At 43.1% G+C, this 21,406-nt stretch carries 20 protein-coding genes; 3 read left to right on the top strand and 17 right to left on the bottom strand.

The annotated features are described in order from the left end of the window. Positions 1-103: 103 nt before the first annotated feature. The 14 genes from Q4550_RS02260 to Q4550_RS02325 form a co-directional block, all read right to left on the bottom strand. The gene (locus Q4550_RS02260; protein WP_194222223.1) at positions 104-1,672 is read right to left on the bottom strand and encodes a BCCT family transporter; all 1,569 of its coding nucleotides are present in this window, start codon (positions 1,670-1,672) and stop codon (positions 104-106) included. Positions 1,673-1,858: 186 nt separating this feature from the next. Next, positions 1,859-3,310, bottom strand: a complete 1,452-nt coding sequence (locus Q4550_RS02265; protein ID WP_303530057.1) for an aldehyde dehydrogenase family protein — start codon at positions 3,308-3,310, stop codon at positions 1,859-1,861. Between the two features lie 20 nt (positions 3,311-3,330). Next, positions 3,331-4,383, bottom strand: coding sequence for a homoserine dehydrogenase (locus Q4550_RS02270; RefSeq protein WP_303530059.1), 1,053 nt, complete (start codon positions 4,381-4,383; stop codon positions 3,331-3,333). Positions 4,384-4,398: 15 nt separating this feature from the next. Further along, positions 4,399-5,592, bottom strand: a complete 1,194-nt coding sequence (locus Q4550_RS02275; protein WP_303530060.1) for a M20 metallopeptidase family protein — start codon at positions 5,590-5,592, stop codon at positions 4,399-4,401. A 24-nt stretch (positions 5,593-5,616) separates the two neighbouring features. Then, positions 5,617-6,819: a cystathionine gamma-synthase family protein gene (locus Q4550_RS02280; RefSeq protein WP_322098377.1), complete on the bottom strand. Its 1,203-nt coding sequence runs from the start codon at positions 6,817-6,819 to the stop codon at positions 5,617-5,619. Positions 6,820-6,832: 13 nt separating this feature from the next. Then, the gene (locus tag Q4550_RS02285; protein ID WP_303530062.1) at positions 6,833-7,804 is read right to left on the bottom strand and encodes a cyclodeaminase; all 972 of its coding nucleotides are present in this window, start codon (positions 7,802-7,804) and stop codon (positions 6,833-6,835) included. A gap of 10 nt (positions 7,805-7,814) precedes the next feature. Further along, positions 7,815-9,017 (bottom strand): M24 family metallopeptidase, encoded by a 1,203-nt coding sequence (locus tag Q4550_RS02290; protein WP_303530064.1) that lies wholly within the window; start codon positions 9,015-9,017, stop codon positions 7,815-7,817. A gap of 199 nt (positions 9,018-9,216) precedes the next feature. Then, positions 9,217-9,582 carry a nuclear transport factor 2 family protein gene (locus tag Q4550_RS02295; RefSeq protein ID WP_303530066.1) on the bottom strand — a complete coding sequence of 122 codons (366 nt, stop codon included), beginning with the start codon at positions 9,580-9,582 and terminating at the stop codon, positions 9,217-9,219. Between the two features lie 49 nt (positions 9,583-9,631). Beyond that, entirely contained in the window at positions 9,632-10,114 is a 483-nt protein-coding gene (locus Q4550_RS02300; protein WP_303530068.1) for a hypothetical protein, read from the bottom strand. Then, positions 10,111-11,796, bottom strand: coding sequence for a PucR family transcriptional regulator (locus Q4550_RS02305; protein ID WP_303530070.1), 1,686 nt, complete (start codon positions 11,794-11,796; stop codon positions 10,111-10,113). Before Q4550_RS02305 ends, Q4550_RS02300 begins: the two co-directional genes overlap by 4 nt. Beyond that, positions 11,786-12,811: a threonine/serine dehydratase gene (locus tag Q4550_RS02310; protein WP_303530072.1), complete on the bottom strand. Its 1,026-nt coding sequence runs from the start codon at positions 12,809-12,811 to the stop codon at positions 11,786-11,788. Before Q4550_RS02310 ends, Q4550_RS02305 begins: the two co-directional genes overlap by 11 nt. 239 nt (positions 12,812-13,050) lie before the next feature. Continuing rightward, on the bottom strand, positions 13,051-13,932 hold the full coding sequence (locus tag Q4550_RS02315) for an EamA family transporter (RefSeq protein ID WP_303530074.1): 882 nt from the start codon (positions 13,930-13,932) through the stop codon (positions 13,051-13,053). A gap of 65 nt (positions 13,933-13,997) precedes the next feature. Then, positions 13,998-14,729 (bottom strand): helix-turn-helix transcriptional regulator, encoded by a 732-nt coding sequence (locus Q4550_RS02320; protein ID WP_303530076.1) that lies wholly within the window; start codon positions 14,727-14,729, stop codon positions 13,998-14,000. Positions 14,730-14,868: 139 nt separating this feature from the next. Then, a complete protein-coding gene (locus tag Q4550_RS02325; protein WP_303530078.1) occupies positions 14,869-16,296 on the bottom strand; it encodes a sodium/glutamate symporter in 1,428 nt (475 codons plus the stop codon). Between the two features lie 366 nt (positions 16,297-16,662). Between Q4550_RS02325 and Q4550_RS02330 the strand changes: the two genes are divergently transcribed. After that, a complete protein-coding gene (locus Q4550_RS02330) occupies positions 16,663-17,421 on the top strand; it encodes a Cof-type HAD-IIB family hydrolase (protein WP_371018191.1) in 759 nt (252 codons plus the stop codon). An 86-nt stretch (positions 17,422-17,507) separates the two neighbouring features. Here Q4550_RS02330 and Q4550_RS02335 read toward each other — a convergent pair whose 3' ends face one another. Beyond that, positions 17,508-18,035 carry a FixH family protein gene (locus Q4550_RS02335; protein WP_303530080.1) on the bottom strand — a complete coding sequence of 176 codons (528 nt, stop codon included), beginning with the start codon at positions 18,033-18,035 and terminating at the stop codon, positions 17,508-17,510. A gap of 269 nt (positions 18,036-18,304) precedes the next feature. Between Q4550_RS02335 and Q4550_RS02340 the strand changes: the two genes are divergently transcribed. Continuing rightward, a complete protein-coding gene (locus tag Q4550_RS02340; protein WP_303530082.1) occupies positions 18,305-18,718 on the top strand; it encodes an excalibur calcium-binding domain-containing protein in 414 nt (137 codons plus the stop codon). A 64-nt stretch (positions 18,719-18,782) separates the two neighbouring features. After that, complete coding sequence (locus Q4550_RS02345) at positions 18,783-19,430, top strand: class D sortase (RefSeq protein WP_303530084.1); 648 nt, start codon at positions 18,783-18,785, stop codon at positions 19,428-19,430. Between the two features lie 189 nt (positions 19,431-19,619). Here Q4550_RS02345 and Q4550_RS02350 read toward each other — a convergent pair whose 3' ends face one another. After that, positions 19,620-20,564, bottom strand: a complete 945-nt coding sequence (locus Q4550_RS02350) for a ribose-phosphate diphosphokinase (RefSeq protein WP_303530086.1) — start codon at positions 20,562-20,564, stop codon at positions 19,620-19,622. A 232-nt stretch (positions 20,565-20,796) separates the two neighbouring features. After that, positions 20,797-21,294: a DUF1648 domain-containing protein gene (locus tag Q4550_RS02355; RefSeq protein WP_303530088.1), complete on the bottom strand. Its 498-nt coding sequence runs from the start codon at positions 21,292-21,294 to the stop codon at positions 20,797-20,799. Positions 21,295-21,406: the final 112 nt, after the last annotated feature.

The raw sequence follows: 21,406 nt of genomic DNA on the forward strand, positions 1-21,406 counted from the left end.
TACAGTTTAACCGATTTTTACGATATTTAAACAATAGTTTAGAAGATTCTAATAAATGAAGTCGAATTTTGTACTATTTTACTAGACTAGAGCTTAGGAAGTCTTAATGATCGTCTTCCTGCTTGGAAGCAGCAATTTGTGCAGAAGTCGTTTCGATTAGAGAGCGCTCCTTTTCCTTTACCTTTTCCTTATGGTCCCTTCTAAGGGAAATAAATAGCGCTCTACACATTAGAATCATAATAAAAGTAAATGGTAGAGCTGAGATGAGTGAAGCGGTTTGGAGCCCTTGAAGACCACTGCTAATAATGAGCACGACAGATATAGCAGCAATAAGTGTTCCCCAGACGATCTTCGACGCCATCGACGGGTTCATGCTTCCTTTCGACGTCATCATCCCTAATACGAAGGTTGCCGAGTCAGCAGATGTAACCAAAAAGACAGCGATTAAGAAAATCGAAAGACCTGACAAAACGGTTGTTAACGGAAACTGTTCTAGCGTAACGAATAGCGCACTCGTGACATCGTTACTAACAGCAGCGGTAATAGCCGTACCGCCGAATAGATCCATGTTCAAGGCTGCTCCTCCGAAAACAGCGATCCAAACCATCGCAATAAATGGAGGTACGATCAGCACTCCGAAAATTAACTCGCGAATGGTTCTACCTCTTGAGATTCGCGCAACAAAAGAACCGATAAAAGGCGACCAAGCGATCACCCATGCCCAGTAGAATATGGTCCAATCTTTGACCCATGATCCACCCTGGTACGGTGTCATATAGAAACTCATCTCAACAAAGTTTTGGATGTAATCACCAATCGCAACGGTAAAGCTCTCAAAAATAAAGACGGTTGGTCCAAGTATAAGTACAAATAGCATGAGTGCCAGAGCAAGCCCCAGATTCAGGTTGCTTAAGTATTTAATCCCTCTATCAAGTCCTGTTGTCGATGAAAAGAGATAGAGCACAAGAAGAATGCCGGTTATGATCAGTTGAACACCTGCGTTCTGCGGCAGGTCATACATATAATTTAAACCGCCGTTAATTTGCAGAATTCCCATCCCAAGTGATGTCGCAACACCCATAACGGTCGCAATAACAGCCAGCGTATTCACGATTGTTTTCCAGCTCGCCTTTTTCTTCGGCGTTTTCACAGTGATCGTTGAACTTATAAGTGCTCCTCGATCTTTTTTATATTGAAAGTATGCCATCACAAGACCAACGACGGTAAAAACCGACCATTGATGAATGCCCCAATGAAAGAAAGAATAGCGCATCGCTGTCCGAGCAGCCTCTTCTGTCCCGCCTTCAACTCCCAGGCCAGTTGGAGGTGTACCGAAATGAGTCATCGGTTCTGCCACTCCCCAGAAAACAAGTCCAACGCCAAATCCAGCGCTAAAGAGCATGCCGATCCAAGTGAAATAGGCATATTTTGGACGTTCGTCTTCTTTACCAAGACGTACTTTCCCATACTTACTTAGAGCTAAGTATAAACAAAATACGACGAAGAACATGACCGCGATTAAGTACAACCAGCCAAATGCATTCGTCGTAAAATTAAAAACCGAACCTGCAATTTTCGCAAACCCAGCTGGAGCAGCAGCTCCCCAAACGACAACCAGTGTAATGACGAGCGCGGATACCCAGAAAACTGGATTTCTGTAATTCGAACTCATATGCTTCTCCCCTTCATTAAATGGACGTGTGGTCTGTATCATTCTTCGTATTCTATCCTTAAAGGGTAGTACCCCGCTGCCAAAATCACTTGAAATGAAGTCGGTCAATTAGTAGGGAACTGCCCATTAAGCACAGAAGATTTACTAAACCGTCAGAGAAGGAACCCCTTCCCTGACTGAAGTTACTTAAGCTTTCATTCGATGTTTCAGCTTAAAACTAACGACTCGTGGCTCAGTCATTTCAAGAATGGAGCTCCTCACACCTTCTCGCCCAATTCCTGAACCTTTAACCCCACCGAAGGGCATTCCATCAATTCGATAATCTGAGCTATCATTAATCATTAGCCCACCTACTTGCAGTCGGGTTATGGCTTCAAAGGCTTTTTCGAGATTTTCAGTGAAAATCCCCCCGTGTAATCCATAGTTCACACCATTTGCAAGATCAATAGCTTCATCTAAATCATTGACAGGGTAAAGAAGAACAGCGGGTCCGAAAATTTCCTGCTTGGCGATCATACAATCCTGAGGAACGTGTGTAAGGACAGTTGGTGTATAATAAGCCCCCTCTCTCACACCGCCAGTAAGGAGATTCGCTCCTTGCTCCAGTGCCTCACCTACCCACGCTTCCACTCTTATCGCTTCCTTTTCATTAATCATCGGCCCCATGTCAGTCGTTTCAAGCATTTTATCACCAACAGACAGAGCCACCGTCTCTTTAACAAACAGTTCTTCAAAAACGTCGTAGATTCCTTCCTGAATATACACGCGTTGAACGCCGATGCAATTTTGCCCAGCTGCCGAAAACGAGCCTGATACGATTGCCTTTACAGCATGTTCGAGGTCCGCATCATCCAATACGATTACCGGGGAATTCGAGCCTAGCTCCATGCTGATTTTCTTTAAACCTGCTTGGTGTGTAATCTGTTCACCTGTTTCTAGACCGCCGGTAAATGAAATCATACGAACGTCAGGATGTGTCACAAGCACGTTTCCAATCTCACTCCCTCTTCCGGTAATGACAGAGAGTACTCCGTGTGGAAGATCAGCATTGTCGAATGCTTCCGCTAGAAGAAGCGCGCTAAGCGGAGTTACTGTAGCAGGCTTCACGATGATCGCATTGCCCGCTGCAATTGCTGGTCCGATCTTATGCGCCACAAGATTTAGAGGATCATTAAATGGTGTGATGGCTCCTATAATGCCAACCGGAAAGCGAAAATAATAACCAAGTCGATCTTCACTCCCGGGACGCTGATCAAACGGAATCGTTTCCCCGTTAATTCGCCTTGCCTCTTCAGCTGATAACCTCAACGTTTCAATACAACGCTGAACCTCTCCTCTTGCTTCCTTAATCGTTTTACTACCTTCCATTGCAATCGTTCTAGCAAAACGCGTTCGATTCTCATCAACATACTCAGCAGCTCTGTGAAGGATCGTCATTCGCTTATGAACTGGAAGCTCACTAGCGATTTTCATTCCTATTTTCGCTTCGTTAATGGCGAGATGCATATCTTCAGCAGATGCAGAAGGAACACTGCAAATAAGAGATTGATCATGCGGATCCAACACTTCAATCTTTGCCTCTCTCGTCGTCCATTTCCCTGCAAGATACATGCCCTGAACAGCCGTTTGCGTCGTCATCCTCACATCCATCCTTCCCATTAGGTAGTAATCGCTGTTTTCTCCCGATGAAAGTGAATTAAATCGATTAATAGCGAGAAGCCCGTTTCTTTAATTCCAGCTCCTGCCCCTGATAAAGTAATCGGCCCAGCAAGACTGCATTCATACGTAATCGCGTTCGTTGCACCACTAATCGTAGCAAGAGGATCAGTAAGCGGTAGCCGTTCTGGTCCTACGGTTGCAGTGACGCCATTCTTTCCTTTCTTTAGCGTTCCTAACAGCTTCCACCGTTCCCCGTCTCGCTTTGCATCCACGATATCCTGATTCGTTAAATGACTTATTCCTTTGCAGGCTACCTCTTCCACTGCCAAAGATGCGCCCATCACATAATTTGCTAGAATAACAGTCTTATATCTAACGTCATATCCTTCAATATCGTTCGTTGGATCAGCTTCAGCGAATCCAAGATTCTGCGCTTCTTTTAATGCATCTTGAAACGATAAACCTTCTTCCATTCGAGTTAACATATAATTGGATGTCCCGTTAAATATCCCTCTTATCTCGGAAATATCATTTCCAGCGAGCGTCGTAAGGGGCATTCGGAGAGCTGGAGTTCCACTCATAACGGTTCCTTCAAATCCAAAAAACACTCCGTTGTTTTTCGCAAGCTGACTCAGTTCTCGATACGCTAGTGCAATAGGTCCTTTATTTGTAGTAACGACATTTTTTCTTGCTTGAAAAGCTGCCTTACAGTGATCAATCGCAGGCTGCCCTGTCCTCACATCCGTAAACGTTACTTCGATAATCGTATCCGCATTTGATTGCTTGATCGTTTGCATACTATCAAGCCCTCTAATAAGTCCAGGTTCGTTAGGATAAGACTGAAGCGATCCTGTGGAATTCAACGTTTCCTTAACTAATTTGAGATCAAGACCTTCTGGATGATAAAGAGAACCTTTCATCATATCCGAGATGGCGACTACTTTAAGCTCCAGCCCTTCTTTTTCAACAAGTTCATTACCTTGATTTTGAATAATGTCGGCGAGTCCCTGACCAACTCCCCCAAAGCCTATGAAGGCGATGCGATGCGCCACTTGTGACACCTCCGTTTAGATTGATTGAAGCATTTCGTGCGCTGTTTTCGTTAGAATCGCTGTTCCAATCGGAAGACATCGTTCATCAATATCAAATATAGGTGTATGAAGCTCTCTACTAATCCCGTCTCTTATTGCACTACCAAGGAAAAACATCGCTGCCGGCACTCGCTCTGCCATATAGGCAAAATCTTCACCGCCCAGGCCAAATGGTCCGCGCGCAATTTCCATTTCTGGATCTAACTCAGTCGCAACCTTTTCAATGATGCGATTCACGCGCGGTGAATTTCTGAGAGCCGGCTCGCCATTCTCAACATGAAACTCATATGTCCCACCAAGTGCCTCCGCTATCTTAAATGCTTTTTCAAGCTCTAAGGTCAAGTTCTCCCTCACTTCTGCCGAATAAGAACGAAATGTCCCAACTATCCTCACTTCATCCGGAATAACGTTGCTAGCACTCCCAGCGTGAATCTCACCAATGCTTGCCACAGCTGTCTCAAGGGGCGAAATGCGACGATTCACAATGCTATAGAGCGCTGGAAGCACAGAAGATAATATCCAGATCGGATCCGATCCCATATGCGGATATCCCCCATGACCTCCTGAGCCAGTTATCACTCCTTCAAATATGTCGACATTCGCCATGCTTTCTCCATCATTTACTTGAATAACACCTACCGGCTGCCACGGACATACATGAAGAGCCACAGCTGCTTCCACGTCATCTAACACTCCATCCAAGATCATGTAAGAAGCACCTGAGAGCCCGCTCTCATCCGTTGCTTCTTCAGCAGGTTGGAAAATGAGCTTCACCGTACCTTGAAGACTTCCATTACGCAAATCCTCAACTAGCAGTTTTGCAACGCCAAGAAGCATCGCCGTGTGAGCATCATGACCACAGGAGTGCATCACTCCGTCGTACTTCGACCGATAGCTGTGAGTACCTGATTCTTGAATAGGAAGGGCATCCATGTCCGCTCTAATGGCAATGGTTGGTCCTGATCCTCCACTAATTGTTCCAACCACTCCATGCCCCCCACACGCCTGAATATGAGGCACACCTATTTCTCGTAATGTTGTCGCAACAAATTCAGCCGTTTGCTTCTCTTGAAAGCTAAGTTCAGGATGCGCATGAAGCGTTCGCCGGAATCTAACTAACTCCTCCTTCATCGCCTCCGCTCGCTCCATTTCCGTATGCTTCGGCGCCATGACCGTCCCTCCTTTGCCGTGTGTCTATACCTTTGCCTCGCTGGATACGGATTGGAACGCCTGTTCAAGATCAGCAATCAAATCCTCAACATCCTCAATTCCCGCTGAATATCTGACGAGACCTTCTGGAATGCCCATGAGTGCCCGCTCTTCTGGCGTACATTCAACATGGCTCGTTGTACGAGAAGGTCCTACTGTCGTTTCCACCGCCCCGAGATTCGCCGCTCGGTTGGCATATTTTAGTTTCGGAAGTAACTGACGCATCGTTTCAACCCCGCCTTTCACAGAGAAGCTGAACATTCCTCCGAAATCCTTCATCTGTTTCTTCGCAATCTCATGGCCTGGGTGCGTTTCAAGCCCCGGGTAAAAAACAGCTTCTACAAGCTCCTGAGTTTGGAGATATCTCGCAACCTTCATTGCGTTTTCACACTGTTTCTTCACCCTTAGATGCAATGTTTTCATACCTCTTAAAAGGAGATACGCGGCCATCGGATCCATTGTCGCTCCATTGATTTCTCGGTAGTGGTAGATTTTCTCGATCAGTTCTTTTCTTCCACAAATGACGCCCCCAAGTGCATCGGCGTGGCCACCGAGAAACTTCGTTGCACTATGAAGAACGAGGTCAACACCGAGCTCCAGCGGATTTTGATTAATTGGCGTAGCGAACGTATTATCTACCACGACAAGTGCACCAACATCATGACCTGCTTTCGCCATGCGCTTGATGTCCGTAATTTTTACCGTTGGATTTGTTGGTGTCTCGAGATAGAGAATCTTACATCCCTTTGCCACTTCCTCCTCAATCATCTCGTGATCTCCTGTTTCACATAACACCACTTCGATGTTTAACCTTGGCAAAAACTCGGTGAAGATTTTATTCGTACCTCCATAAGTATCCTTAATGGATACAATACGGTCGCCAGGCAAAAGAAAAGTCGAGAGTGTGTTGCTGATGGCGGCCATTCCCGTCGAGAAGCTAGTAGCTGATTCAGCCCCTTCAAGAGCTTTCACTTTGTCTTCAAAAGCCTGAACAGTTGGATTCGTATTTCGTCCGTAAATATGTCCCTTCTTGTTTCCAACCGCAACTTCATACCATTCGTCCATATCGTCGTACCCATAAGCTACACTAAGAACGACCGGAACCTGAGTGGCTCCATGTACAAGATAATCCTTTTCCCCTGCCCATACCGCTTTTGTTCCATTGTTTGTTTTCTTCATCTTCGTCATCTCCTTTTTCTAACTAGTGAATGGATGCCCATGCTTTCTTTTCCTTAAGCAAGTTGTACGTATACAGAGCGATCGCTGTGTCCTGGACACCCGTGCCAGTTAAATCGCATACGGTTACTTGCTCGTTAGTCACTCTGCCTTTCATACGTCCCGCTGTAATCTCACCAATTTCCACTGCCTTCTTCATCATTTGTTCCTGATCAACCGCATGGTGAATTTCTCCTAGTTTACGAGATTGATTTTTCACATCGCACACAAGAAGGTCCACCCTTTCTAGAACTCCCGCTTCAAGCTCCTGCTTCACTTCGGCATCTGATCCCATCGCGGTAATATGAAGGCCACTGTGCAGCCATTCCTCTTTAATAATCGGGGATGTCGCAGGGGTGGTTGTCACAACAATATCGCTATTCCGTACAACGTCTTCCGCGCTCGCTGCCTCCACCTTTACCCCAAGCTTAGCCTCCATGTCTTTCATATAGCGCGCGACGTTCTCTTCCTTTCGCCCATACACTAGTACTCTTTCAATTTGGCGTACGCGCGAAATCGCCTCAAGCTGATAGCGCGCCTGACTTCCTGATCCGATAACCCCTGCCGTTCGTGCGTCTTCTCTTGAAAGATGCTTCGCCGCCACTGCCCCTGCTGCTGCAGTCCGAATGTCCGTTAAATAACCATTATCGAGAAGAAGCGCCTCAGGCTTTCCTGTTTCTGAGTGAAAAAGCATCATGAGACCATTTCCACTAGGTAATCCTCGTTTGAAATTATCGAAAAAACCCGTTGATACTTTGATCGCGAAATAATCTAGTCCTTCCACATAAGCTGATTTCACATCAACTTCTCCGTTGTATGAGGGAATATCAATCCGCATAATCGGAGGCATCTCTACTCGCTTTGTAGCAAAACTCGTGAACGCATCCTCCACTACTTGAATGGTCTCGGCATTCAGAACAACGTGCTTTCGAATCTCTTCCTCTGTTAAAAGAATCATCACATCACTCCTACACCGCATCATTATCCATCGCAAAAAGATTTGTTGCGGTAATTAATTTTCTCGGCATGTTTGCCAGCACCTCAATGCCTGTATTAGTGACGTAAAAAGACTCACTAATTTCAATACCAAAATCGTCATACCAGATTCCCGGAATCATATGAAAAGCCATATTCGGCTTCAATACTGTTCGATCCCCCTGCCTGATGCTCGCCGTATGTTCACCCCAATCTGGAGGATAATTCAGCCCCATGGAATAACCAATCCGAGAATCCTTGATAACACCGTACTTCGCAATCGTTCTGCGCCAAACTTCCTCCACTTCCTCGCACGTGACGCCAGGCTTCGCAAATGCAAGAGCTTCATTCAAGCCTTCAACGACAACACTTGCGATGTCATTCACTCGATCCTCCTGAGGACCGATCGATACCGTTCGAGCCATTGGACAGTGGTATCGTTTATAACAGCCTGCCAGCTCAATAATAACGAGATCTTTATCTCGGTACTTTTTATCGGTCCAAGTTAGATGCGGTGTACATGTGTTTTCACCAGAAGGGAGCATGGGCACAATGGCAGGATAATCACCGCCGAACTCAGGCGTACCACGAATCAAACTTTGATATATATCACCAACCACATCACATTCTCGAACCCCTTCTGCAATGGACTGAATCGCCTTTGTCATGCCACCTTCAACAAGTCTTGCCGCATTGCGAATGTACGCAATTTCCTGATCTGACTTAATCATCCTCACATGATTAACGAGCAGCGTCGCATTTTTCCAAACCGCATTCGGCAGCCCCTTTTTTAAATGTTCGAACGCGAGAGCTGAGAAATAATAAGCCCCCATCTCCACACCAATGACGCGATTACCCTGACCAATTTGCCTTAAGATATCTGCTACAAAATCCATTGGATGCTTGACGTCTGAATGAACATAGTCATCCGTATAGGAAATAATGTTCTCACGATAGAGCCACGTCGTCGCTTTCGCACCATTCGCATCCATTTTTCTGCCGATCCAGAGCGGATGCTCTTCATCAATGATGACAACGACCATCTGATCAACATAGAAGGACCAACCGTCATAACCAGAGAGATAATTCATATTTGCTGGATCAGTGATCAACAACACTTCAAGCCCTTCCGCTTCCATCCGTCTCTTCGTGCGCTGAATCCGCTCCTGAAATTCACTCATCTCAAATGATTGCATCGAGATCATTCCCCCTCCCACTGCTTCATTTCTGAATATTTAGTTAATTAATTACATTCATCATACCTAACAGGAGGTTTTTAAGACATCCGCTAAATTGTATGAAGTTTACCTTTTCGGTTTAGACAATTTTAATCATGAGACTTCTCTTGTAAACAAAAAAAGGCAGTACCCCCGCCCGGGTACCACTTTCTGAACATTACGATTTTACTTCAATGATATAAGTTGTTATTTCTTTAATTCTTCCATCCTTGAACTTATTAAATCGATAGGTTTCACAGAAATCATAGACTTTCTTCTCTTCTAAGTCATTCGTTGTATGAATTGTTCCTTCAACAGCAGCAGTTATGCCATGCGTAATGATCGTCTTAATGGTCAACTCAGTCTTTCCTTCTCGAGGCATCTCCTGAAACGCTTTCTCGAATTCATCTTTTCCAAGAATTTCATCTTCGCCTACCATATTCCACTTAATATCTTCTGTCACACTATTTAAAACAATTTCCTTATTCCCTCGTATAAATGCTTCGTTAAACTCCTGAAGTAACTTGCCTTTCGCAGTCGCCATCACTCATTCGCCTCCATAAAGTTTAAAGTATGTTCAAATAAGACAGCTCTTAAATCCAGTTCACTCCCCATAGGCTGTGCAATAGAATCATATAAAATGTCATAATGACCGTTACAATCATGAAAATCAACGTAATAAACCTATAAGGTAGACCTTTTTTAAAAGTAATGATGGAAATAATACTCGAAATAGCAGCCACTGCATAGTAAGCAAAGAACAGCGGATAAAATGTGTAAGGGCCTAGAAATAGACAGAACACTGCAAACTGAAGAATGAAAGCCAAAAAAGAGAGTGATAGCCATATTAATGAGCTCTTGTAAACGAAAGCAGTAACAATCGACAATAGGAAAGTACAAGAAAGTAGGACAACAAGGGACCATTCGTAAACAAAAAACAACGATTCGTCCGATACCGCTAGAAAGTAGCCAATGATTGATAGCGGAATAATAGCTAGAAGCAGAAGCGCATTTATCTTGATATAGCTCAATTCATTCAGCTTCAAGTGATCATGACTTAATTCGGTGGAAGTCAAAAGCGTCCCTCCTTTAAAAAGTCGGAATCTCTTAACCCAACCGACCAAATTTTGATGCTTAAATCAAGTAAAAACACGTCATCAGGATTCATTAAAGATAGCCTTGTCAACGATTCAATTTTTCGTAGTCGATACAGAAGAGACTGCCTATGAAGATTGAGCTTTCGAGCGGTTTGACTTACGTTCCCATTATTTAAATGATAGGCAGTGAACGTACCGATTAGATCCATCTTTCGCTTCTCATCGTAATCAACGAGCGGGGTGATCGTTGACATCGTAACCTCCTGCACATCCTTATCGTACGAGAGACGTTGCAACAACCGATTGATTTTCGTATCTTCATAATCTATGCGACTGCCCACGCCTTTTTGTTTTCTTCCAAGCTCTAGTGCTACGAATGCTTTACTGTAGCTCTCTTCAAAAACAATCACGCCATCACCATGCTGCCCGATCCCCCACGTCAGCAAGACGCCAGGAAGCAATCGACTCAACCTCCTCTCCAATAAGTCGAGGTATTGATTCACAAGTTCATTCGTTCCAGGAGTCGTTTCTAGAAAGATAAGTAGCTTCGATTCTTGAACGGTGGTAAGAATTCTCTTCTGAATCGTTTCTCCAGCAACAAGAATTTCCTCGCTCACATAATAGATCATGCTTTCAAACCAGTGTTGGTAAGAAGCAAATCCTTCTTTATTCTTTCTGAACAGCTCCTCCAGATTATCCAGCTCTCCTACAACACAAACATAAGGGAGCGTGAGGTTATATCCGAGAAGCTTCCCTCTCGAAAGAAGACGCTCTTTTGATACAAATTCTCCATTTGCTAAACTTAGAATAAAATCATCCTTTAATCGCATTTCTGTCTCTTCGATCGCGCTGTCTTTTAGAAAAGAAAGGGCTGCAGCAGTCGTGGCATGCTCAAGAAGATTCGTATCCAAATTGTTCGGATGATTGACGGAAAATATCACCATTTGACCCTGTTCCTTACCTGCAGACTGAATTCTCATCAACAGCCCAGGAGTATCGCCAATGACGATTTTCTCCATTTTTTTATGAAGAGGATGAAGATTTCCATCATGAACAACGGTCACATGACACTCACAGTGGCGTTGCCAATGAGTAACATGTTCAGTGGTACACCCTGCTTTGCCTTTCACTCTTCCTAAAGGGTCAGTAATCAGAACAGGAGAACCAAGATGTTTATGAACATAACGAGCTATATCTGAGCAGCTTCCGCCTTGAAGAACCATTTCTAAGAGACGTTGCTGTACCTCTTCTGATCGCTTCAGCTCTTCCTGCTGATAGTGATTAATTTTCTCCATACAAGAATGAATAACATCGGAAAACCGAATTTCCCAGGTCATTTCAATAAGGACAAAACCTCTCTGTTCTGCGAAGGAAATCACTCGTTTTGGAATATCGTATAAATGTCGACCTGTCGCAAGGGCAAGGGCTGACGCGCCTGATTCATAAACATCCTCGACAAAACGAAGCAAAGCATCTGAATCGTTGCCAAGTCCCACGCCAGTGGAAAGAACAAACTCATGCTGACGCACAAAATTTTCCACAGGTGTCTCAATCACTGAGACCCACTCAACTTGTTTCTGTTCAAGACGAGACTTTCCAGAAAGGACTCTTGCATCCGCAAGCATTGGTAACGCTGTGATTTCCCCAAGATTAACAGCCATCTTCATCACCCTTATGTGTGGAGATGACCTCTAGCAACCGGTCAACATCCACATTACTCCCGCTTACAAGCGCCGCTGTTCTCAACCCTATCTTTCTCGTTTTTTTATGTAAAAGGACTGAAACAGCTGTTGCTGCAGCTCCTTCAACTCCAATCTGATGGTGTCGGAATAAAAAGGACATGCCTCGCGCAATCTCTTCTTCTGAAAGCAACACGATATCATCCACATAATTCCTCACCATCGTGAACGTGTATCGATTATCCGCTCCTATACCGCCTAGTAAACTATCGGCTAGCGTAGTTTCTTCAGGCATAATAACTGGACGAGTCGCGCGAATGCTTTCGTACATCACAGCTGCACGCTTCATTGAAACCCCGATCACTTGAATGTTCGGATTAGCCGCTTTCAATCCGAGTGCAATTCCTGATAGAAGGCCTCCTCCTGACAAAGGGATCACGCACGTATCGAGGTTCGGAAGTTCTTCAAGTAGTTCAAGTGCAATCGTTCCCTGTCCAGCGATGACTTCAGGATCATCGAATGGTTTAATGACCGTCATCCCTTCCCGATCACGCAGTTCATAGCTAAACGCCTCAGCATCATCTTGATTTTGACCAGCCTGTCGCACTTCCGCTCCCATCTCACTAAGCTTCTTTACTTTATTTATAGGAACGCGATTCGAAATGCAAATATGTGCTTTCACTCCAAGCTGCCTTGCTACATAAGCAACCGCTAATCCGTGATTACCGGTAGAGAACGTCGTAACACCTTTCTTCCGTTCTTCCTCTGACAAACTCAGAATCTTATTGGCTGCTCCCCGTAATTTAAACGAACCCGTTTCCTGAAGGTTTTCTAATTTAAGATAAGCCGCCGTATCACTTACACTTGAAAGTCTTTCTGATTGAACAAGAGGAGTTGTTTTAATAAATGATGCAATGCGCTTCTTAGCGATCCAAATATCTTGGAGCGAAGGCGGGTTGATGGTTTTTGGTTGAAGGCGATTATGGGAAGTGGCCATATACATTGATGCCTCCTTTGAAGAATTTAAAGGACTACTCGATAATTCTATATATTCTGTTAATTATACAGGGAATAGGTATAAATTTCTAATTGTTCAAGAAATTATTCACAAAAAAAGAGCCTCTCATTTTTGAGACTCTCAAGTTGGATTTTTTCAACATCATCTCTTCTTTTCTAAAGCTCTTTCATATAGAAAGGTTTTATACTAAGAAAATGAATGGAGATTTATATTGGCTCTCATAGAGATAGAGAGCCCCGATGCTGCTTTTTCGAAGGAAGCGATAAGATTGTTAACCCACCAAATAGTAACCCAATTCCGATCCAAGACATAAGAGAAAGTACCTCTCCTACAATTAAAACGCCGAGTAGTGAGGCGGTTAAGGGCTCTGTTAATGAGAGCGTTACAGCTGTAGCAGACGATACTCCTACTAATCCTCTCGCATACAATAGATAAGCTAACCCGGTCGCTAAGATACCCAAATGGAGGGCAACTAATAACCCATTTATCTCTAGAAGCCACGACAGATCATAGAAAAAGAGAAGTGGCGAGAGTAAGAGAGCGCTTAGTGTAAAAACAACCGCTACAATAGTATCTGGTAAATACGTTCTAACTAACCTTTTACTAATTAATGTATAAACAGCAAAAGATAGTCCAGCACCAAACGCCATAACAATCCCAATAAGATCTACACGTATACTATCTCCATTGGAGACTAATAAAGCACAGCCGAGAATAGAAAGTCCAGTGGAGAGCCACCACTTTTTCTCCGGCATTTGCTTTTGTATGAGCCATTCTAGTATCCCTGAGAAAACCGGCGCACTCCCAATCGCTACCACTGTTCCAATTGCCACTCCTGTCTGTAAAACAGCCGAGAAAAAAAGTGGTTGGTAAGCGGCCATAGCGATAGATGCGGCGATAATGTATGGAATCGATTTACTGCTTATCAACAGTTTTCTTTGAACGAATAAAAGCACTAATAGGGTTAGTCCGCCAAATGCAAGACGAATCGCTCCAATCGCAATCGGACTTGCAAGCGGCGCAAAAGATTGCGCCGTACCAGTTGTTCCCCATAGCATAGCACCTACAATAATCAATACGACAGATTTTCTATGTTGCATCCTCTTCCCCCTCTGAATCTGAAGTCCATATGTTTATCATAAGGGAGATTTCTCAGAGATGCTTATCATGAATGAAGCTCCTTTTTGTCCAATTTCATGATCTTTCGATAGTGCTGAGGAGAGCATCCTGTATATTGCACGAATAAACGGGTAAAGGAGGAAGGGTATTCATAACCGACCTCTTGGCTTATGTTAGTAATCGACCAGCTCGTTTCCAGCAATAAGCGTTTGGATTCTTCTAAGCGAACATGATGAATATAAGTGCTTACTTTTTTACCTGTTACCTTCTTAAACCAGGCTGAATAGTAAGATGGATGATAATGTTCGATTTTCGCTAAGAGTTCTAGGTCCACTTTTGAAGCAAAGTGATCATGAATGTATTGAACAGAAGCATACCGGTTCTTCTTTAGCTTTGTGCCAATGAATCGTACTAATTGAGTTAAAGCTGCTGAAGAACGATCTTGATACGCCTCTTCTAAAAGCAAATATCGGATAGATTTCCACTGTTCATTTAAATCAATATACTGTTCCTCTAAGCTTGTGAGGGAACCAGAGAAATAATGACTCGGAATATCCAATGTAAGACATTCATTGTGGGAAGAGGAGGAAAAAGTATGACGACGAGATGGGGCTAAATAGAATGCATGATTCCCATCAAGCTCTAACATACCGTTATCTGTTTCCATTGATAGCAACCCTTTTAACGGAAATAAAAATTGACCATACATATGCTCATGTGTATTGGCTTCCTCCGTATAAATGCGTTTCTCACAAACGGCCTGCGTTAACTCATCCATATTCTCCACCTCCCTAACCGATTTCCTATCATTTTATTCTTTTTTGCATTCTCTATCTAGTCCCTACTGAGAAAATACCATTTCAAAAAAACAAAAGACCATCTCCTTCGAACAGAGATGGTCTTTCTCAACAGCGCTATTATTTATTCTTAATATGCTTTCCTTTACCGAAGTAGAAAATACCTGAAACGATTCCTAAGATCACCATAATGATCGAGAAAATCAGGCCGGCTACCGCCCCAAATTGAACGATGAATGGTACAGATAGCGCCGTTACTAGTCCACCGCCAAGGAACGGTTCATAAACGAGCTGCTTGTAACCAAATGCTTCAAATGCTGGTGATTCATTCTCAGGATCAACGATGCGCATCAGTAGCAATCCTGTTGCTGTAACACCCATTGATTGACCAAAATCACCGATGCCTCGTTCAAACCAGTAGTCTGGAATGATTTTTGGAGCAAGTGTAAGGAAACCAAATAAGTTCCAGGAAATACCTGCTATAGCCAAAATTAAGAATGGCACGAGATACTCACCGATGACATCAAGAGAAACCGTTGCGATGGCTGTGATGATTAACACATCAAGCGCAAGTCCTTGTATACGATTAATCATACGACGATCAACAAGATTGTATTTATCTTTCTTGCTGAAGAAGACTTGAAGAATAATACCACCGAACATCGCGATCGGGAATAGCGGTATATACTTCATGAAGCTTGAGCCTGTCCAGTTTGTAATCGTAATACTCTCTAGACCAATTAATCCCTGAAGAATTAACCAACCGATCAGAATCGCAAGCATTACAATCGATAAGTGAAACGATAGAGGTTCAATTGATTCAGGACGAGTCGTCATTTTACCCGCTGGCTCACGATTTTGATATTCCATAATGCCCTGCTTACGAAGATCAGAGAAGCCATTCACGTCTTTGATTACTTTTGTTTTACCTCTACGAACGGCCCAGTTAATCAGTATAATACCGAAGATAACACCTGAAAGCACACCTACTGTCGCTAGACCAATAGCGAGGTCAAAGGCCTCCTCAAATCCGAGCTCTTCAAATGTACTTGCCATACCTGCAGCAGTACCGTGGCCCCCTTCGAACGCTACTTCAATCAGCGCACCAGCCATAGCCGGTATATCAAAAAATGGGGTTAAGATGAGAAGGGCGACAAGTAAACCGATCACATATTGCCCCCAGCCAATAGCCCAGCCGAATGCTAGCTGTGGACCACCGAATGTCCAAATATCGCGGAGCTTTGGCATCGTGGCTCCAAGAAATAGTGATGCAAAGACAACATTAATCATTAAACCTGGTAATGCTGACCATACTTCTATAATGGTTCCCGTCATAATTCCATTTGCGAGAAAATGATCTTCAGAAACGAAGTTCAGCATAATTTTCCCTAGCACCTGTGGCCCGAGAAGCAATGCAACAAATCCACCGATAATGGAGGAAGGTAGGAATAAGTTCTGTAAGACCTTTACTTTCAAACGAATGATCTTCCCTATTAGAAGAAAAACACCGATATACAACAACGCGAATCCAATTTGTTCAGGATTCATTTCTTTCACCTCTTTGGTTTTTATGATTCCTCAGCTAATGAGGCAGCTGCTTCACCAAATTGGTGATACGAACAGTCCACTTTTTCAGTTCCTCGAAAAAGAAACGATAAAACTTGTTTTTTGAAATTTTTCTTTAGTTTTTTTCCTGAAATACGTTGAAAAAATTTAAAATTTTTCATCTATTTTCCGATTAGCGAAAGAAAATATTATTACGCCCTCTCCTGAAGTAAATAGGTAAAGTTCTAATACCTCGCCTTTCTAACCTCATAGTCCCAATCATGTTATAATCATTTAATGAATAATTAGGTCTTAGGCTTCATGACTACAGTTCGACACAAAAGTGTATTAAAATAGAGTTAGCGAAAAATAGGAGTGGTAGAGATGGAAAAAGAAATCAAACTAATTGCATTAGATATGGACGGCACTCTTGTCAATCATGACGGAGACGTGTCAGAAGAAAATGAAGCGGCTGTTCAGCGCGCGAAAGAGAAAGGCATTCACGTCGTGTTGAGCACAGGACGCTCACTGCCTTTCTGCCGTGATATCGCAGAACAACTTGGACACTCCGCTTACTTAGTTACAGTAAACGGCGGACAGATTTTTGATAAAGAACTAAACCTAGTTGATAGCTCTCACCTGGATTATGAACTTGTTGAACGTTTGTGGGAACTAAAAGTGAAGCATGATGTGTATTTCTGGTCATCTACAACAGAAGGTGTATTTAATACACAAAAGCCGTTTGACCGAGAAATCAATGACTACACATGGTTGAAATTTGGCTTTGATATTAAAGACGATGATATTCGCAAAATCATTACAGATGAAGTAACAGCGAATGAGGCGTTTGAAGTGACGAATTCAAGCCCAACAAACCTTGAAATCAATCCATCTGGCGTTAATAAAGCTGCAGCACTTATGAAAGTTTGCGACTGGCTTGACCTTTCAATGGAGAATGTCATGGCCGTTGGCGATAGCATGAATGACATTGCGATGATCCGCGAAGCTGGCTTTGGAGTCGCAATGGGTAACGCTCAAGACCGCGTCAAAGAAGCAGCAAACTGGGTCACAAAAGATTACACCGAACACGGCGTTGCTTACGCAATTGATCAAGTGTTGAAGGGGTAGTGGTGCCTGTCACCGCCCGAATAAACTCAATAATTGTCGAAAAAAGGGGCAGTGGATTTTCTCCACTGCCCCTTTTCTTTTCACGCTTATTTCTCCGTGACTTCAAGCACATAAGCTTTATGTGTATGAAGCTCTTCCCCCTTCTCAACATGAACTTTCAGCTTGTACGTTCCCAGATCGGAGATTTCTGATCGCCCCTTATACATGCCTTCACCGTTCTCTTCCGTTTCTGTGTAGGTATGCTTTTCCTCTCCTTCTTTCCAGTATTCAAAACGTACATTGGCTTCTGTAAGGAGCTCTTCCTCTTCAGTAATTGTTGTCATCAGAACACCTGGATTTATCTCATTGTTCTTAAGAGAGATGCTAACGTGTGCACCATGACCTTCGTGCTCATCTGTCTTCTCTTCAGAGATCATAACTTTTAGGGAAGACTCATCCATTTGTTCTTCCTCTGAAGACTCAGCCTCCTCATTCTTCGACATACTACCAGTCTCTTCACTGTTCATACTCGAACTGATGGCATCATTCCCTCCACTAGACCCATCCCCCGTTCCTGAACATGCACCTAGCGCTAATAAACAGGTAAGCCCCATAGTAAGTGATAGTCTCTTCACTCGACCCATCTCCTTTTCCGCCTAACTTCCTGCCTAGAGAAGTTTCTCTTTATACAAACCTAACGGAAGTAATATCAGCATAGATCACTTAATCACTGGAAGAATTAAAATTCCCAAGTATCCCCTTTTATACTGAAACTTGTTTTCTAACCATAGTAAAATATTCTCTTTATTCTATTTATTCTGACATATTACATGACCAATCTACTGGAAGCTGTTACCATATAACAAGGGATGGCAAAAAAATACTTAATCCGGGGAGGAAGAAGATGAAAAAACTCGTTTCTTTGTTAGCAACTTTCTTATTGGTATTTGGATTTACGAACGTTGGGTATGCGGCTGATGATAAGAATTGCGATGATTTCTCTTCTCAAGAAGAAGCGCAAAATTATTATGAAAGCAACGATCCTGATGCGGACCCAAGCGGCCTTGACCGTGACAATGATGGTGAAGCTTGTGAAACTCATTCCTATAGCGGCTCTACTTCATCTGATGAAGAAGCTACATCAGGCGGCGAATCTTCCGATGAAGAGATGACAAGCGAAGAAAGCTCAGAAGCAGCTGACAGCGAAGGTGCTGAAATGGCCGATACAGCTACTAGCTATCCTGTTTATATGTTGCTTGGACTTGCCATCGCCGCATTCGGCTCTCTTCTACTTTTAAAAAGACGCGTCCACTCTTAACACACATACCATCCCAGCGAGATAGGCGAACGCCTATCTCGATTTCTAAAGAAGGTGATTACTGTTGGTAAAGAAGCTCAGTATGTTACTCATTTTAATCGGCATGATCATAACCGGATGGAGCGGATATGAATGGTGGAGTCAGAAGAGTGGCGCAACCTTTCAACCTGAAAAAGCCCAGGCTATTTCAAGGAATTGGGAAGAAACTGATTATCAAAAGACAGTTAATCGAGAAGTGATTCAGACAAGTGATGCTACTCCATCAAGTGAAGCATTTCATGCGAAAACAGGGGAAAAAATCGGTAAATTAACGATCCCTCAATTAGGATATCTCTACCCGATCTATTGGGGAACCGATGAACAAACGTTGAAACAGGGAGTTGGTATGTATGACACAGAGTTCACAACTTTACCAAGTCAAGCAGGCCACACTGCACTTGCAGGACACCGCGATACCGTTTTTGACGGTCTTGATCAACTAAAAAAAGGTGATCGTCTTTACCTCACATTAGACGATACAACATATGAATATCAAATCCGCAAAACGTGGATTACAGACGAGCATGATCGTAGCGTTATTGTGGATAAGAATTCCCCCACTCTCACACTCACCACATGCTATCCATTTGATTATCTCGGTTCCGCACCAGATCGTTATATCATTCAAGCAAGTTTAATAAAAGTCGATGACGGGAGTGACTCGCAATCCTGAGTTACCCCTAATTCGAAATGCCGCAACCAAAAAGCTATGTTAGCGTATATTGTTGATCCCTCGATTTTGACTCGTTGAATGAATTTTTTGTTTCACTCACCTTTCAGCTCTCTGATGAACAAAATCAACAACATTCATTAGCAAATCCATACAAAAAAGAGAACTGAGTCAACAGTTCCCTTCATCATGTTAGCGTATTTGACTAATCGAAAGCTTTTCTTGAACGATTCGAATCGCTTCAGCAAGTAGTGGCGCAATCGATAGAACTTTAATTTTCTCAAGATCTTCTGAATCCGGAAGTGAGATGGTATTCGTTACAACCACTTCTTTAATGTTCGATTCAGCAATTTCTTCCGTTGCGTGACCAGAAAGAACAGCGTGGGTAAATGTCGCGTAGACGTCCTTCACACCGTTTTCTTCAAGGATACGTGAAGTAAACGTAACGTTTCTACCAGTATCAATCATATCATCAATAATAATCGCTGTTTTTCCTTGAACATCTCCAATAACATTCACAGTGGATGGTTCTCCCGTGTCATAAGAACGACGATCAATCAAAGCGATTGGCGCATCTAGCATGGACCCTAATTTACGTGCACGAAGCGCACTGCTATTGTCTGGTGCCACAACAACAACATTTTCTAAATTCTTGTTCTCAAAATATTCAGCAAGGATCGGAATACCAGAAACTTGGTCAACTGGAATATTGAAAAATCCTTCAATTTGGTTGGCATGCAAATCAATGGTTAACACGCGCGTTGCGCCTGAACGTTCTAGCATGTTCGCAATCAATTTTGCTGTGATCGGCTGTCTAGGTCCTGTCTTTCGATCCTGTCTTGCATATCCATAATACGGTAGCACAACATTAATGGTTTTGGCTGATGCTCGTTTTAATGCATCAATCATAATCAAGAGCTCCATCAAATAATCGTTTCCTGAGCCTGCGATGGATTGTACAAGGTATGTATCGCAACCACGGATGCTTTCCTCAACGTTCATGTGGATTTCACCGTCACTAAAGCGTTTGACGGAACAATTTCCAACTTTAACCCCAAGTGTCTCTACAATTTCTTGAGCCAACTCCGGATTTGAGTTCAAAGCGAACACTTTCACATCTTCTTCATGGCGTAGCATAGCGTAGCTCCTTTATCTTTCGTTTATCCCACGAATGGTCCATTCACAATACAACTGTGTATGAAACATTTACATATGTATTTAGTTTAAACTTCTCCTCCACTATACCATACACGGAAGCTCAATTTCTGCAGATTTTTTTGGGAATTCTGATGAAAAATCATCAAAATGTTCACGATTTTTTCCTGTATGCGCTTTACTGTTCATCATTCGAAGTATTTCCTTTTATTCTCTATCTCCACTTAATAGAATGCACAATATAGAGAATAATCGCACCAAAAATCATCGTAAGAAAGAGAGGCATCACCCATCCAGACAGACCTTCCTCGATCCCCTTTGCCAATTGTACACTTTCTACCGTCACATACGAAAAGAATAGCGCAATCGTATTTTTCAAAAAGCGCATGAGCACAACTGCACTTCTGTATTGTAGAGCTGCATTGCCATCTGTTATTTTCACAATGTAATTGTACTTATGAGGAAAGCGCTCAAGGACCGTGAGACCTCCCCAGAGAAAAGCTCCCATCATTGGCAACAAAATAATAGTACCCTTTGGTCCCCAATTATCCGCTATACCAGAAGCATTAAAATGGATTGGAACTTGATTCGGTATGCTACCCCATTCGAGCGAAATATAGACAATACTTAGAAGAAGAAAGGTAATGGCTGCAACATCAAACCCCTTCTGAACGGATGACTTTTCAATTTTTATTCGAGGTCGCTCTTTCATATACACTCTCTCCCATCGTTACTAGTCATACGTTTTGATTACTGAAAAGTTCCAACAATTTGATCCTCTCCCCACCTCTATTATAGAATGTAAGGGACACTCGACGACTCAG

It is taken from the genome of Anaerobacillus sp. 1_MG-2023, from assembly GCF_030547345.1.
In the GTDB taxonomy this organism is placed as follows: domain Bacteria; phylum Bacillota; class Bacilli; order Bacillales; family Guptibacillaceae; genus Guptibacillus; species Guptibacillus hwajinpoensis_B.